Source organism: Ferroplasma acidiphilum (genome assembly GCF_002078355.1).
Lineage (GTDB): Archaea > Thermoplasmatota > Thermoplasmata > Thermoplasmatales > Thermoplasmataceae > Ferroplasma > Ferroplasma acidiphilum.
In genome coordinates this window covers 1,484,821-1,500,378 of sequence record NZ_CP015363.1, presented here as the reverse complement: position 1 = coordinate 1,500,378, position 15,558 = coordinate 1,484,821, and the positions used below count along the sequence as shown (strand labels likewise).

Sequence of the window (15,558 nt, the reverse complement as noted above, 5' to 3'; positions counted from 1 at the left end):
ACTATACATGGATCAAAAAACTATAATACAGATAAATATAGAGGTGCCACATATCGTGGGCACAGTAGTTAAAGAAAGCAAGAAATTTTTCGATGGAGGAATTGAACTTCTAAGGTTCGGGTCCAGAATAATAGGCAACAACCAGGAAACAAAAAAACCGGTTAAACAACTGAGCAAAATAGAGATAAAATAATTTAATTTTCTGTTATTTCAAGTTTATCAAGTGTTTTCCTTATTTCTCTGTCCACATCTATTTTTGCATCTTCAGGATGTTTTGCTATCATTGCAACGCGGCTTTCAAATCTATCCGCATATTCAGTATATCCAAGCCTTTTTGCAAGTGTTGACGAGAATTCCATAATTTCATCATGGGAAGGCATATTTTCAGCAGTAAGCCGGCCTTCGGACTGGCCTACATGCACATAACCCTTTGATTCGATAAAATCAGGGTCTGCCCTCCTGTCCATTTTCTCATATTCGTCATAGAATGGGAAATTAACATTTTTTACCATTGTATGCCTTATTACCGTCCTTGTATCCAGTGATGGCAGCAAATCAAGAGTTTTATTGAAGTTCTCCCAGGCATTTCCTATTGCGGGGTGAAGCACATCGTTAAATATCTCCTTTGTAGGCCCTGCTACCGTGATGTATAGCTGGGTAGGCAACGGGTTCAGTGTTTCAAGCACCTTAGGCATTGTTCCATTGCTTACAACAAATGTTGTAATTCCCCTCCTGGTAGCCGCTTCTATAAGTTCACCCAGCCTGGTATACAATGTGGGCTCGCCCGTCAATGATATTGCCATATGCCTTGGATGTGAAGCCTCTTCGAAAAGCTCCTTCTTTACTTTAGGATTGCCCTTGAAGCCGGAAATAAGCTTGAGATGCGCCTTTATGCTTTCTTCAAGTATAAATTCCGGATCATCTTCCTCATTTATATGCATTGAATCAAATCCCTGGAATCTCCAGCAAAAATCACAGTTTTCGGAGCACTGGTTCAACGCCGGTGTCATCTGTATGCACTGGTGTGATTTTATTCCGTAAAATGTATTTTTATAACATGGTGCTTTGCCCAGCAATTCGCTTTTCGTCCAGTGGCATACTTTCACTGCAGAATGGCTGCCCACAAGCCCATAATGCTGTTTTTTGTAGACTGCCTCATAGTTATTGATCATTAAAATCAAATTTAAAATAGATATATAAATTCTTTGAAGTTGAACTGGCGAAACATTGAAATTACTTTGCAGGGTTTTAAAATCTTTTCATTAAGAATAAGGCTTTTATAATCTGGAAATATATTATAAACATGGGAAAACTTGACAATAAAATAGTATTAATAACCGGGTCTTCCCGGGGATTGGGAAAGGCAATAGCCATGAAATTTGCCTCTGAAGGGGCAAGAATAGCAATCAATTATAACAGGGACCAGAAATCGGCTATGGAATTAAAAAACATGCTCGCTGGATCTGAAATTTTCCAGGCTGACGTATCTGACCATGCAGCAGTTCGCAACATGGTAAATGAAATACACAGGAAAATGGGAACAATAGACATTTTAGTTAATAATGCGGGAATTCTCAGCGCAATCACATGGGATGAGTTTGATGATGCCAGAGTGAAAAAAATATTTGACGTAAATCTTATGGGGCCAGTATACACAACCCGGGAATGCATTGAAGACCTGAAAAAACAGCATGGAATTATTATTAACCTGGCATCCAATGCAGGTGTTGGAACTGCTGCTAAGGGAACAACATTTTATTCCATGACAAAAGCCGCAATAACAATGCTCACTAAAAGACTTGCATTTGACCTGATGGACTGGCACGTGAGAGTCAATGCCATTGCCCCCGGCTGGATAGAGTCCGATATGACCATAGGAGGGAAAAGTGAGGAAGAGGTGAACAATCTCAGGCAATCATTCAAATCGAAAACGGAGCTTGGCATGACTGGAAAACCTGAAAATATTGCAGATGCCGCAATATTCCTCGCATCAAATGAATCGGAATATATGGATGGGCAGGTACTTGTGGTAGATGGTGGGAGAATAGACAATCTTACCCACAGCCTGTGATCAAACCAGATACCCCAGTATAAACCCTATGCTGGGCGATAGAATCCATGTTAAAATTATTATAAGGAATGGGCGCATGTAAATTGCTTTGTATTTATACGATATGCCCACCCCAAAAACACTTGATGTGAGTGTCTGGGTATTTGAAAGTGGCACTGCAAAAAACGTTGCAATTTCAACCAGCAGAGAGGATACCACAAGGGACACAAGCGCATTGGAATACCGCATTGAATACATTTCCTCACCAACCCTTTTAATTACGCCACTGCTAAGGAAAAAGGCTCCGGAAAATATTGCAACCGTCATTACTGTTATTGTAAGAAAATTAAAGCCTTCCACATTGGCTATAAACCCCAGTGTATTTGCGCCAAGGGTGAAAGCAGTGAGGAATGATGATATTACTATAAGGAATTTCAGCCACCTGGCGACGTTCCATACATTTTTAAAATTCCTGCGAAAAATTCCCTTCTCGGCAAAATATGAAACCACTATGGATATGACCGGTGCAATAACCCAGAACGCCACCATAAGAATTACAAATTTATAGTCTATTAAACGCCCTATGCGCACATCTATGCCCAGTGCTGTACCGGCCAGTGCCATTGTAAGCGACAGCGGTGCCCTTCCTATATTTGCAAACAGAAATATCAGGAATGAAACCAGGAAGGCATATGTTATATAAAAATATGAGTGTGGAATCAGCGAGAGTGCGGCTCCATGGAGAAATCTGCCTTCAAGCACAAGCCCAAGAAAAAATCCTCCTGCTCCAATTATTACACCGCCGTACCTACCAACAATACGTGACCCTACAAGGGTTCCCACTGCAGCGGAAAGGTTGTTTCCAGATACAAGAAGGGTTAGCATGAACGTAAGGATAAGTGAAAATATAAATAAAATCAACTCGTCACCGCAAGCATTATAGTAAAAATTAAATCAGATATATCTTCACAATCATCCAGGAGGTCGTCAAGTTTGTGCGCCAGTGTATTTAGATGTTCAAATACAATATATGACATCTTTGTGGAATTTTTATATGTATAATCTATTATGTTGTCTTTTATTTCGTCTACCTGTTCTTCTATGGCTTCTATGCTTTTTCTGTCCCCCCTCATATTTGACAGGTCATTTTCATTAAGTATGCTATGTACAAATTCCAGTGATTCTTTGTTTGCTTCAAGAATTTTAATGAAACTGCCATATGCATATTCTTTTATAACGACTTCATCAGGCGTCATACTATAATTAATATTGAATCTGTTAATTTCCCTGCTTGTAAAGTAACATTTGTCCAGTATGTCATCACATTTCTCAATTAAATCCAGAAGATTGCCCATGAGGCTGGAACTTATGGCACCGCTTGTTACTTCGTGCCTGAAATTTATATCCATTTCATCCCCTTTTTTTTCTATTTGCCGTACTATTTCATTATATTTTTCAATGTCGGAAGGGGCATTTTTAAGCATGAATATGAGATTTGAAGAGGATTCAATTCCCATTAACGGGTATTGTGAAAGCCGTGATAGCAGGTTCTTTTCTCCTACTACTAAAATCCTTTTTAAAAAATTATAATTAACCATGGAAAGGTATAAAAAATTGGTATAAATACTTTAAAGGTTTAAGCTCTGGTAAGGGTGCTAAGTGATGAAATTTCTTTCTCGCTTTCAATTCCCCATTTCTTGACTTTGTCTATGTCCACACCTTTTTTCTTTGCTATTTTTTCCACGACTTTAAGCATTACTTCGCCACCAACGCTCAGTATGGTTCCTGTGCCTGCCCTTGCAAATATGTTTCCATTGGCATCTCTGAAACCATCCCTTTTTGCCATCTTGGCTAGATGCCTGTATGATGCATAATAAACACCCATCTGCACAGGATTAAGCATGGAATTAAGGCTTCTGGATTTTATTCTTCCAAGTGGCACATTTACCAGAGGCGTGACTGTAAATTCAAATGGCCTGCCATCAACATATGAATGGCTTAGCTGGTTAATCATGGCTATGGAATCCCAGTTGTCTTCATCTGTCTCTTCCTGCTGCCCTACCTGTATTGTAAATGCGGACCTCCAGTAATACTTTGTTTCATTGTATACGCCCTGCCATACTATATCTCTGAACGAGCCATCCGCGCCTATCCTCAATGGCATTGTCTTATTGGGCATATGCTTCATTGCAAGTGAGTCACTGCCAGTTTCTACTCCTGTCTGTATGCCGATCCAGTTGTCAGGCCCTGCCTTTAATATGGTACTGAGCTTCTGTATCAATTCAGGGAAAGCTGCAGGTATGGATATTCTCCCATGTGTTGGGTTTGAACCGGTTACACCCTTTATAGACATAACGGTTTTCATAAGATTTACCATTTCATCCTGATTTGGTGTGAACATTTTTTCATGCTTATATTCAAATATTTCATCGGAATGGAGCCATGCATGGTCGTTTCCGCCCTTTACATTAACCTCTATTTCCTTTTTTATTCTATCCAGTGAATAATACCTTAATGGGCGCAATGTAACTTCACAGAAATCGCAGCCTACACCGCATCCACGCATAACTTCAACCATTCCCTTTGACGCAGGGTTAACAATTTCAGGTATGTCCTCAAGTGCAGGGTATGCCCTTATTCCGGTTCCCCTTCCAACGAATAATTCATCATTTTTTACAACTCTTCTGAAATGGTCATCGTATGTCATGTATCCCCTGGTGAACATATTTTTATCTATATCATCATGCTCAATTCCTCTGAATAGATCAGAAATAATATCATCCATTTCTCCGGATACAACATAGTCAAAATGGTATTTGTCTATTTCATCTCTGAGGACAGTGAACTCCCATACTCCCGGCCCACCGATAACGAGCTTTGCTTTTTTGCCCTTTCTAACCTGGTTTATCCTTTCTATGAGTATATCCCATTCCCGTCTTACCCAGGAATCCAGATCGCCGCCGAAAAGGGCCGCGTATGACATTGTTGTCGGACCTATTCCAAGTGGGTCCATGGTAGAAACTCCTATTATTTCAGTGTCATCAGTGATAAAGTTTGAAAGATAGTCCATGTGTGCAACTGCTACATCTTTCTTTGGATTGTCTCTTAATAATCCTGCTTCAATTTTCCTTATGGCATATGGTGCGTACTTTGCCTCACCGTTAGGCAATGCCTCCGGCGCAGGCCCTCTTAAAAATCTATAGACTCTTCCGGGTACCTTGTCTCCCGGGGCGCATGGCAAAAAATCCAGCAACGGGAAATTTCTATAGTCATAACTCAAGGTAGAGTCCGAAATTAAAACGTATTTCGTCATATGAACAGACTTATAGAATTATTGTTAATAAATATTACCATGAATGTGATTTTCTATATAAATGAAGCTGCCAAAATGCTTTTGAAATTTATCTGTACATATCATGCAAAACACAGATATTAAAGGAGCTGTGAAAACATAAACGCTGAATAAAATCTGTTATCATACATGAAGCAATCCTTTGAAATTCCATCTATTGAAAATCCGTTTCTCGTCAGGACTATTATTGAACCTATATTATCTATAAGGGCACTGGTATAAAGGCTGTGCAACCTTAAAGTCCTGGCGGCAAAGTAGATTACCGCCTTCAGCGCCTCTGTTGCAATTCCCTTTCCCCTGTAATCTTTGCCAATCCAGTACCCTACATGCGATCGGGAATTATCATAATCAATGTCGGACAAACCAATTACCCCTGCAACGTTATTTTCATAAATAATATAAAAATCAATTGCAAATGATTCACCTTCGACTTCCCTGTTCTTATCAATAAACTCCATAGCATCTTCTTCTGTGTAGGGATAATGAAATCCATGTGACATGAGATTCAACCCAAGGCTACTGTCATTAGCACAGGATACAAATTCATTTATGTGTTCACGGGGAAATTTTGTTGTAATAACTATATTTCCGGACTTTATTGTGTAATCTGCCATCCTTACTATATAAATATTATAAATATATTTTTATTGAACCGGGCATTCTGCATGAATGGACGAATGCGGGATAGATGAAGCTGGCAGGGGGCCTCTTATAGGCCCTATGGTAATGGCTATTTTATGCGGAGATAGGGAATCACTTGAAAGCATTGGTGTGGCCGATTCAAAGAAATTGTCACCAGGCAGGCGTGAAAGCCTGTTTGCCCGCTTGCAATCGTACAAATATAATTTTGTAATTATAAGCCCTTCCGAAATCGACAGATATGTGGAACATCAAAAACTGAACGTGCTAGAGGAAACCTATGCCTCAAAACTGGCATCCTGGGCTCCTGCAAGCAGTACTGTATATGTTGATAGTTTCGACGTTAACGAGTTGAGGCTGCAGTCTCTTCTCATGGAAAATACAAAAAGGCAAATTGTATGCAGGCATAAGGCAGATGAAATATATCCCTGTGTTTCTGCAGCATCTATAATTGCAAAGGTAATAAGGGACCGTGAAATCGATAAGCTCCATAAGGACTATGGGGATTTTGGCTCCGGTTACCCTTCTGACCCGAGAACAATAAATTTTGTTAAAAATGCATTGAAAAATGGAATAAATATTGATAGTATAGTAAGGCACCAGTGGAAAACCTATAAAAGTATGTTAAATAAAAAATTAACATACTAAAATATAATAAATGTGTTATGTTATTCTGTAGAGATGAATGTAACTGCAATTATCCCCACTATCAATGAAGAAGGAACTATTGGCTTAGTAATAGACGGGCTCCTGAATTCAGTAGAGGGGATAGAAATCATCGTGGTTGACACAAATTCCACTGATAGGACAAAGGAAATAGCAACAGGCAGGGGCGCTACTGTAATAAACGAAAGCCGAAGCGGTTACGGCATGGCATATAAGACCGGATTACAGCATGCCAAAGGGGATATTATTGTGTGCATGGATGGGGACAACACCTACCCTACAGATATTGTCAGGCCTCTTCTGGATATTATCCGCATGGATGAGGTCAATTTTATATCATGTGACCGGATGACATTGAGAACACAGCATAACTATACCTCCCTGCATTATATTGGAAATAGTGTTTTGAACTTTACAATGAGGTTGCTTTTCAAAATTAACTTGAACGATTCCCAGAGTGGCATGTGGATTTTTTACAGGGATTTCTACGATAAAATGAAAAATCTCAGCAATGGGATGTCTTTTTCAGAGGATATTAAAATAGATGCAGTACGGCTTGGAAAATTAATAGAGATACCGATAAAATACGGGATAAGGATAAGCAAACCCAAGTTGAATACCTGGCGTGATGGGTTCAGGAACCTCTTCCATCTCTTTGTAAAACGTATTCAGGAATGAGATTTGATTATTTTTTTGGAATACTGGATATCAGGGGGTTTTGAGTAGAATATTATTAATAGACCGGATAAAACTATGATTGCAGAAAGTATAAAATCAAATGAATAACCTATATCATATGCTATAAATCCGGATAATCCTGCCCCTATTATCTGCCCTACACCATTTAGCGAATTATAATAACCGATAACTTTCCCGCGTATCAGTGTAGTAGCCATATTTGAAATGCTTGTAATCTCGCTTATTCCTATAAAGCTCCATATTGCTCCGAATACTCCATACATTACAATGAAAAGCAGGAGGTATCCAACTGTGTCGAAAACAAAGAATGATACTACACCCATTACCAGGAATAATACCACCCTTATGGATGTTGAAATAGAAAGCATCCTGTTTGATCCTATATAATTTATATATCTGCCTGCAGGTATAAATGTTGCTGCTGAGAATAAGCTGTTAAGCAGGTACATAATGTATATGTCATTCTCACTGGCATTCATCCTGTCAATAACGAATACTGGATAGGGTATGAAAAACAGTTGAAAGCCCATCATTAATATCAGTGTCGTTATTAAATACAGTTTTAAATAGTCAGGTATCTTAATTTTGTTCTCCTTGCCCGGTATATGTACCAGATGGGTAGGAAAATATCTTACCCTCTCAATAGCATGCAAGGCATACAGATATCCTATTTTGCCCCTGCTTATTTCAGTTTTTGGCTCTTTTAGCACCAGTATTGAAATTATCCCTGCAATAAGGTAAAACCATGCTGCAACAATGTAAAGATAGGGAATTAGTTCGCGCCCCATGCCGCTAAAAAACGTGAGTATTAAAACGCCGATTCCCAATCCGAGTACAGTCCCTATTGCGCTGTAACTGTTAAATTTGCCCATAACATTAGACCATGATGACTTGTCCGAATTTTCTAGTATTAATAGTGTGGAAACAGGTACACTGGCCATAGCAACTATCTGGAAAAGTATCAGCATTGACATATAGGTAGATACTGTATGGACAACCAGCACCAGCAAAAGTGATAAAAACGACCCGACGAAGCCTATTATAATAAATATTTTCCTCCTTTTTATCTTATCTGAAAGATTTCCCCACACAATAAGGGCCGGTACGGATGCAAGGGAAGAAATTGCAGAGACCAGCCCTACAAATTCAACATTGCTTTTAAGGTAAAATACAATAAACAGCGGAATAAGGGGTGTTGTTAAGCCCGCAGCAAGATTGGAAAATACATAACCTATAAACCATCTATTGTCCGTTAAATCACTTGAGCCACCTAATCAAAAAAACTATATATTTATTTTCCTATTTAAATAATCCGGGCTTATTTTGCAACACAATACGTACGCACATTTCAGCTAGATATTTTAGCTGTAAACATGATCAAGAATCAATACATAATTATACAAATTAACAATATAATAACATGGAAAAATTTACCCCCAGGGAATGGCAGGATGCCCTGATAAGCACCGTATCAAAAAACCTTGAGGAGAAAAACAAAATTGCCATAGAGGCACCTACCGGTTCCGGAAAGACCAGCTTCATACTATATCTGGCTTTTATTACAGGGAAGAAATTAATTTACCTTACCAGAACACATAATGAATTCACGAGGCTTTATGAGGATAACCAGAAATATTTCAACATACCCGCTTTATATTTATATGGAAAAAGCAAATTATGCCCGCTTAAAGAGAGGTGGTACGACTCAGAAGATGATGGGCAGAAAAATGTATGCAAAGGGTGCCCCTTGAAGGATAAAACCATAAAGCTTGATCTGAAAAATATAAGGAGCCCGGAGAGTTTTCTGGAAGACATAGAAGCTGATTCTACGGAACTTATCAGGCAGGATGTGGAATCAAAGGCCCTCGGAAGGGATACAAAGGGGAATCTTGTTACAATCAAGAAAGAAAATGTAAAATCCTATTGCCCATATTATTCTGTGCGGTCCAACATGGCAGATGCACAGATAATAGCCATGACATATAACTATCTGTTAAATCCATCAATACGGTTCAATGTTTTTCATGGCACCGAAGGGGAAGAAATGATTGACCTTAATGAATGCTATATAGTTTTTGATGAAGCACATAACCTGGACTCCGTAATAGAAAATTTTGGCCGGACGCTGCAGATAAAAACAGTAGAAAAAGCAATTGATATGCTTGTAAAGGATTTTCCAATTGAAAATTATAATTCATATGATAGAATTGAAGCAAATTTGATACTGGAAAATCTTCTGTCCAATATGAGTTCTACAAGGGGAACCGATAGCCTGAAACTGTTCAAATTTTCCAATGACTTTGCATCAAGGATTGCTAATCTTGAATCACTCAGGGCATTCAGTGATGAATTTGAAGAAAAAAACGAAAACCGGCCATTGAATAAGAGAAGCAGGAATTACCTCGAAAACGTTTACAATTTTCTCTATGATTACCAGAGGATGGAAAATGGTTCAGTATACTCTACTATCAATAATCCGGAAAAAAAAGATTTAAAACTTAAATTGATGTATTATGATACATCCGGCTATCTTTCATTTTTGCGGGATAACTCTGTTATTTTTATGTCCGGAACAATGCCATCCGTCGACCACATCTCAAAGGTATGGAATATGGAAAATGTCCTGTACCTGAAAGTTGATAGCATATTCAAAAACGCCGGTGGGCTAAAGCAATATCATATAGTTAATGGTTATACAACTCTGGGGCGTTACCGCGAAAACCTGGATGATTGGGCTGAAATGCTCAGAAAATATATGCAGTTTGCCATTGACGTTTACTCAAAATCGGATAAAAGTGTACTTGTTGCTGTTCCCTCATATCGCATACTTTTTGGGGACACCTATACAAAAACACCAGGCATAGGTAATTACCTGCCCGAAAGCATGAGGGCAAACTGTGTATTCGAAAACAAGAAAATTTCTTACTCCTATATAGAAAAGAAAGCGAAGGAGAGAAAAATAATTATTTTTTCTGTGCACGGTGGCAAACTTCTTGAGGGCATACAGCTGGTTAACCGTGGAAAAAGCCTGATCAGCGATGTAATCATTGCAGGGCTTCCTCTGATACCCCTTGATGATTACAGAAAGGATAAAATAAAATATCTTGAAAAAGTGCTGAAAAAAAATGCATACAACCTGCTCTATTACGAATTTGCACTTATTAAAGTAAAGCAGGCAGCAGGCAGGTCTACAAGATCCCCAGAGGATACTTCCAGCATATGGCTATGTGATGACAGGTTTGATGAACCTTTCTGGCAATCCAATTTGCTTCCTAACACGAAATAAGTCTTATAAACTATATTCATATTTAACCCCATGGCTGCAATTATAGAATCCACATTAAAAACTGAAAAGCTGGTAAAACCTATCAATCCCGATGCGTCCAATTTGTATATCCCTGCACGTTCACTAAAATTTTCTTCGAAATTAGGAATTGAAAATGAAATCGATATGGAAGGGCGCATACTGAAGGTCACTGGCAAGGAAAAGTACCTCAACACGGATGACCTGGCGGATCTGGAGGGCACTCCTGTCAGGTTATATCTAAACCCGGGAGGTTGTGGCCCCAATGACGGAATATTCTTCTCAAGAAATGCTTATAAAACCCTTGATGCCCATTCCATTATTCCTGAAAAATACACAATCAGGCTGGAAATATTCAGTATCGGCGAAAATGAAATAAAGGATGATATAGAAATAATACAGTGAAATATTGCTTTTAAAATGATAAAATATTTATCCGATTTTGTATTCCGTCATATACACTTATTGTTACTGCCTCAATATTTGAAAGCAAAATATTAAAAGCAAAAATGCAATAACCGTAGTAAGCCGCCATAGCTCAGTTGGTAGAGCACTCGGCTGTTAACCGAGCGGTCGTCGGTTCAAGCCCGACTGACGGCGTTTGGGGTTGTAGCTCAGCTAGGTAGAGCGCCTGGCTCATAACCAGGTGGTCGTCGGTTCAAACCCGGCCAGCCCCACTGAACATATTTTTATATTGCACCATTTAATTTTCTGTGAATATGACTTTAGCAATTCTCTCTATATTTTGAAAATAAAAATACATCCGGGATTAAGGAAAATGTGAACCAACATGCAAGTCAATATTTGCAAGTTCTTTATTATTAATGGTAAATGTTTTCAAAATAGGCATGTTTATATATTCATTAAATATTATTGTACGTCCGAAAGGATTAAAGGAAGTAATAATATGGATGAAATAACCAAAATTAAGGATTTAACACCTTCATCAAGGCGTGTTAATGTTGTTGGGAAGGTTGTAGTACTAGGAGAGCCAAAAGAGATCAAAACCAGATTTGGAGAAGACAAATCAGTAAGTGAGGTTATAGTTGCTGATGATACAGGAAAAATAACACTCACACTGTGGGATGACCAGACCAAAGATATAAGGGATGGAGAAGTTCTTAAAATCGATAACGGATACATTTCCCTGTTGAGAGGCCACATGAGATTAAACGTAGGGAAATACAGAGCCATGGCAGAATCAGAAGAGGAAATAGAGCCGAACGAAGAACTTGATATGAGTGAGAAGGAATACGAATACCAGTACAATAATTACAACAACAGATACGGAAATCAGGGCAACCGTGGAAACGGAGGCCGTGGTGGATTCGGAAACAACAACAGAAGAAGTAATTATAACAGAAACGACGACAACGAAGAGTAAACACTCTTCTTTATTTATTTTGTTTTTTTCTGCATTTTATAAAGTTCTATAATTTCATTGGTAGTTGTAGCGTCTTCAGCGTTTTTATCGTCACGTATTTTAATTAATCTGGGAAATCTTAACGCAAGGCCGGAATCTTTCTCTATTTTTCCAAAAGCACATGTATGTATAGGGCTTACAGTAATTTCTGCTCCCTGGATTTCCATAACTATCTGTGGATATATCCAGATGTCAGGAACCATTTTTGATTCAACCATAGCAGGTTTGTGGTCTCTTACAAGATCAGAGAGCATTTTTGGCAATGAAAATAATACCTCATCACTGAATCCTGTTCCCAGTTTTGTGACTGACTCGAATGCATGTGTTTCTTCGTTATATGATGCCATGAGGAGTGCACCGTATGCCCCTGCCCTCCTTCCACGGCCATTAAATGCACCGATAATTACCAGGTCCATGGAATCCGCAAGTTCTTTCTGATAATCCCTTTTAAATTTTATCCAAAGCCACCCACGAGCCCCTGCACGGTAAACAGATTCATCAGATGTATCCTTCGCAACAATGCCTTCACACCCATCCTCTATGCTCTGTTCAAAGAATTTGTTAATCTCTTCAGAATCATCCGAGGACAATCTTGTTGCCAGCCTAAAGTGCTCATTATCTACAAAATTTTCTTCAAGAATTTTACGCCTTTCTTCGTATGGGAGGTTAACAAGTATCCTTCCATTGAGCTCAAGTATATCAAAAATAAACATAACAAGGGGTATTTCAGTGGATTTTTCTGTAATCTGATATTTTCTTCCCCTCCTTTTGGAAACCATCTGGAATGGGAACAATTCCCCTGTATCGGGATTAAACGGAACCGATTCTCCATCAATTATTATGGATTCAAATGAATAGCTCTTTTTGAAATTTTCTATAATATCCGGGAAATTTTCAGTTGTTTCCTCAAGCCCTCTTGAAAAAATCTTAATTTTATCCCCTTTTTTGTGCAACTCTGTCCTGAGCCCATCATATTTATACTCAAATGATACGTGGTGGTTCATTTTTTCCCTTATATCATCGATGGACCTCAGCCTTTCTGCAAGCATTACCTTGAATGGAATCAATGGCTCAGGGCCTATGTTGCTTATGGCCTTTATATCGCCTTTCTGCAGGAGCGTTGCTATAAGCCCTATGTCTGGATGAAAATTGTAAGCTGTTTCTACCATATCCGCATTATCTTTAGAGAAAAATGCATGCACCAGGGAATCAAGTATTGTGGAATCTGCAACGCCTAACCTGAGTTTCCCCATGATTATCCTCGTAATATACTTTATATCTTCAGGATATGAATTTACCATGAGGTCCGCATAAATATCTGTTTTCCCCTTTACACTTCCATGCCCTGCTGATTTTGCAAGTTCCATAAGCCTTGTATACACATAGTGTACGGTAAGGTCTTCCCTGAAAAGTGGCTTCTGTTCCATTTTTTCCCTGATTTCAGAGGCAGTTATACCAAGGTCGCCATTCTTGTAAAACAATTTGTTGACTTCTTCCTCATCCATTCCGGATATGGCTGCAAGGGATTTCACTATAAGCTTCCCCGAAACTCCAAATTCTATACCCTCATAATCCGGTGCCAGCTTGCCCTGTATTAAATATACCAGTTCCTTCAGGTCATCCCCTGCATTTTCAAGCAATGAACCCAGTATTGATGTGAGTTCAAGCCTCTTCGTTGTCGATTCCATCTCCATGAATTTTTTGCTGGCTTCTGAAAATAACATTAAATAATAATCATATAGTATATTATAAGATTTTGTCATTGGCTGGCATTTCTGCTGCTAACCGTATTTTTGTCCAGTTCCATGGAAACAACATAGTCTGGCATATCCACCATTTCAGAAATTTTAAGGTTCCCTGCCACGCTGCAGAGGATATATGCTTCTTCTCTGGAGAAACCATATTCAGAAAGTATACCGATCATTTCCCATATGGCCGCTTTAGCTGATTTTTCTAAACCTTAACTCCCCAACTTTTTAGGGAATATATTTGTACCTAATTGTTCATCTATCCTTTCGGATGATGCAGGAACCTCTGAAATAATTTCCTTACTGTTGTGTACAATCCTGTAAACCCTTGAATATTTTAATAATGCATCCTTTACAGATAATTTATCAGTCAATCCTGCGGCCCTTATTAACACAAATATTGAGTAATATATGTATAATGATACAAATGAAATAAAGAAATATCCCCTTATGGAATCATCATTGCTCAAGTATGACTTGTCATTTTCCAATTCATTCTTCATAGCATCAAATGACTGTTCTATCTCTTCCCTCTGCTTATACATTAGGTATATATTTTCAGGTTTGTCATCTATATTTGACAATATTGCAATCTTGCCGAATACTTTAGATGCACTATTATAATCATCCTGGCTCTTCTTATTGTCAGCTATCAATGATATGAATGTATTTGCCTCCTCTGACATCAACAGCTGGTCCTGAAATATGTATACATAATATTTTCCATATTTATATGATGTACAAAGTATTCCCCTGTCCCTGTACATGAAGCTTGACTTGAATATAGCATTATAATCAATAATCTTATTATTCCTCCTCAATGGCATTATGAATTTATTATTTATTTCATCCGCTAAGGAATATGATGCAAACCCCCTGTCCATTACTAATACTCCATTAAAATTAATCTCTTCCAGTACCTTCCTTAAAGATTTTATATCCCTTACAGAACCATCCAATGATTTAAGGAAAACAGGCTTATAGTAATCTAAGTCAAATACCATTGCAATATTTATCTGTGGTATATACTCATGCTCATGGTTATGCCCCTTCTCTGCCATATTTATATTCTCTGACCTTGAGAATATTGATGATAGATCAAATGCAAGCTTCATGGAATCGTGCATTAAATCATTGAATAGATCATACTGGCTGCTGATATCTGAACCTGTTTCAATAAGAAGGTCTGTCAATGTATTGGGCGATACATGCGCATTGATATATCTGGACATGTACAGTTTATCCCATCTTTCCTTAATGCTTTTCATCGGTGTATAGCTTATTAGCCTTACCACTGACATTGCATATATTGATTCCCATGTATCCGGGAAGTATTTCTTCAATAGTTTTATTATATCCTTTGATACAGAGTATATTAATTCTGAATTTCCATATTCATACACAGACCTGGAATTGTCATTGCTTACTATGCCATTCTCTGTAATTCTTCCAATGTAATCAGATACTTTCCTTGCACCATGCTTTTCCTTATCATATTTAGTTGTTGAATGGTATAAATAATAATTGCCGTTTAGCCTCTTCACCTCAAGTGGAATCTTCCTTTTCCTTTTTTCTTCTTGCAGTACATCCTTTACCCATTCTTCCATATACCCTATATAGGGAATATATAATATTAATGTTTGCATTGCTATATAACTGTAAAAACATAATGACTAA

The 15,558-nt window shown here is 38.2% G+C and carries 15 protein-coding genes, 2 tRNA genes and 1 pseudogene; 9 read left to right on the top strand and 9 right to left on the bottom strand.

Going from position 1 to position 15,558, the window contains the following annotated elements; all coding sequences use genetic code 11:
• Window positions 1-7 precede the first annotated feature (7 nt).
• Window positions 8-193, top strand: a complete 186-nt coding sequence (locus tag fad_RS07450) for a hypothetical protein (RefSeq protein ID WP_009886652.1) — start codon at window positions 8-10, stop codon at window positions 191-193.
• Between the two features lies 1 nt (window position 194).
• Here the strand turns inward: fad_RS07450 and twy1 are convergent, their stop codons facing one another.
• Complete coding sequence (twy1, locus tag fad_RS07445; RefSeq protein ID WP_009886651.1) at window positions 195-1,172, bottom strand: 4-demethylwyosine synthase TYW1; 978 nt, start codon at window positions 1,170-1,172, stop codon at window positions 195-197.
• Window positions 1,173-1,303: 131 nt separating this feature from the next.
• Between twy1 and fad_RS07440 the strand changes: the two genes are divergently transcribed.
• The gene (locus tag fad_RS07440) at window positions 1,304-2,071 is read left to right on the top strand and encodes an SDR family oxidoreductase (protein WP_009886650.1); all 768 of its coding nucleotides are present in this window, start codon (window positions 1,304-1,306) and stop codon (window positions 2,069-2,071) included.
• Here the strand turns inward: fad_RS07440 and fad_RS07435 are convergent, their stop codons facing one another.
• From fad_RS07435 to fad_RS07420, 4 genes are all read right to left on the bottom strand, one after another.
• Complete coding sequence (locus fad_RS07435) at window positions 2,072-2,971, bottom strand: inorganic phosphate transporter (protein ID WP_155951145.1); 900 nt, start codon at window positions 2,969-2,971, stop codon at window positions 2,072-2,074.
• The gene (locus fad_RS07430) at window positions 2,968-3,648 is read right to left on the bottom strand and encodes a DUF47 family protein (protein ID WP_081142939.1); all 681 of its coding nucleotides are present in this window, start codon (window positions 3,646-3,648) and stop codon (window positions 2,968-2,970) included. The genes fad_RS07435 and fad_RS07430 overlap by 4 nt, the downstream gene beginning before the upstream one ends.
• 38 nt (window positions 3,649-3,686) lie before the next feature.
• On the bottom strand, window positions 3,687-5,363 hold the full coding sequence (locus tag fad_RS07425) for a B12-binding domain-containing radical SAM protein (RefSeq protein WP_081142938.1): 1,677 nt from the start codon (window positions 5,361-5,363) through the stop codon (window positions 3,687-3,689).
• 119 nt (window positions 5,364-5,482) lie between these two features.
• Entirely contained in the window at window positions 5,483-6,016 is a 534-nt protein-coding gene (locus tag fad_RS07420) for a GNAT family N-acetyltransferase (protein ID WP_081142937.1), read from the bottom strand.
• A 55-nt stretch (window positions 6,017-6,071) separates the two neighbouring features.
• Between fad_RS07420 and rnhB the strand changes: the two genes are divergently transcribed.
• Window positions 6,072-6,689, top strand: coding sequence for a ribonuclease HII (gene rnhB / locus fad_RS07415; RefSeq protein WP_081142936.1), 618 nt, complete (start codon window positions 6,072-6,074; stop codon window positions 6,687-6,689).
• 33 nt (window positions 6,690-6,722) lie between these two features.
• Window positions 6,723-7,385: a glycosyltransferase family 2 protein gene (locus fad_RS07410; protein ID WP_081142935.1), complete on the top strand. Its 663-nt coding sequence runs from the start codon at window positions 6,723-6,725 to the stop codon at window positions 7,383-7,385.
• On the opposite strand, the gene fad_RS07405 is transcribed toward fad_RS07410, so the two are convergent.
• Window positions 7,376-8,641 (bottom strand): MFS transporter, encoded by a 1,266-nt coding sequence (locus fad_RS07405; protein WP_081142934.1) that lies wholly within the window; start codon window positions 8,639-8,641, stop codon window positions 7,376-7,378. The genes fad_RS07410 and fad_RS07405 overlap by 10 nt on opposite strands.
• Window positions 8,642-8,826: 185 nt before the next feature.
• Here fad_RS07405 and fad_RS07400 point away from each other — a divergent pair, with 185 nt between their 5' ends.
• The 5 genes from fad_RS07400 to fad_RS07380 all read left to right on the top strand — a co-directional run bounded on the left by fad_RS07400 (window position 8,827) and on the right by fad_RS07380 (window position 12,094).
• Window positions 8,827-10,692, top strand: coding sequence for a helicase C-terminal domain-containing protein (locus fad_RS07400; protein WP_081142933.1), 1,866 nt, complete (start codon window positions 8,827-8,829; stop codon window positions 10,690-10,692).
• Window positions 10,693-10,722: 30 nt separating this feature from the next.
• A complete protein-coding gene (locus fad_RS07395) occupies window positions 10,723-11,115 on the top strand; it encodes a hypothetical protein (protein WP_081142932.1) in 393 nt (130 codons plus the stop codon).
• A 122-nt stretch (window positions 11,116-11,237) separates the two neighbouring features.
• Window positions 11,238-11,310: transfer RNA gene (locus tag fad_RS07390), tRNA-Asn, on the top strand.
• Window positions 11,311-11,313: 3 nt separating this feature from the next.
• Window positions 11,314-11,387: transfer RNA gene (locus fad_RS07385), tRNA-Ile, on the top strand.
• 230 nt (window positions 11,388-11,617) lie between these two features.
• On the top strand, window positions 11,618-12,094 hold the full coding sequence (locus tag fad_RS07380; RefSeq protein WP_081142931.1) for a single stranded DNA-binding domain-containing protein: 477 nt from the start codon (window positions 11,618-11,620) through the stop codon (window positions 12,092-12,094).
• Between the two features lie 14 nt (window positions 12,095-12,108).
• Here the strand turns inward: fad_RS07380 and fad_RS07375 are convergent, their stop codons facing one another.
• From fad_RS07375 to fad_RS07370, 3 genes and pseudogenes are all read right to left on the bottom strand, one after another.
• A complete protein-coding gene (locus fad_RS07375) occupies window positions 12,109-13,857 on the bottom strand; it encodes an ATP-dependent DNA ligase (RefSeq protein WP_196795592.1) in 1,749 nt (582 codons plus the stop codon).
• Window positions 13,858-13,892: 35 nt separating this feature from the next.
• Window positions 13,893-14,072: pseudogene (locus fad_RS09355) on the bottom strand (acetamidase/formamidase family protein); the annotation flags it as partial.
• Window positions 14,073-14,093: 21 nt separating this feature from the next.
• Complete coding sequence (locus tag fad_RS07370) at window positions 14,094-15,488, bottom strand: transposase (protein WP_081143156.1); 1,395 nt, start codon at window positions 15,486-15,488, stop codon at window positions 14,094-14,096.
• Between the last annotated feature and the right edge of the window lie 70 nt (window positions 15,489-15,558).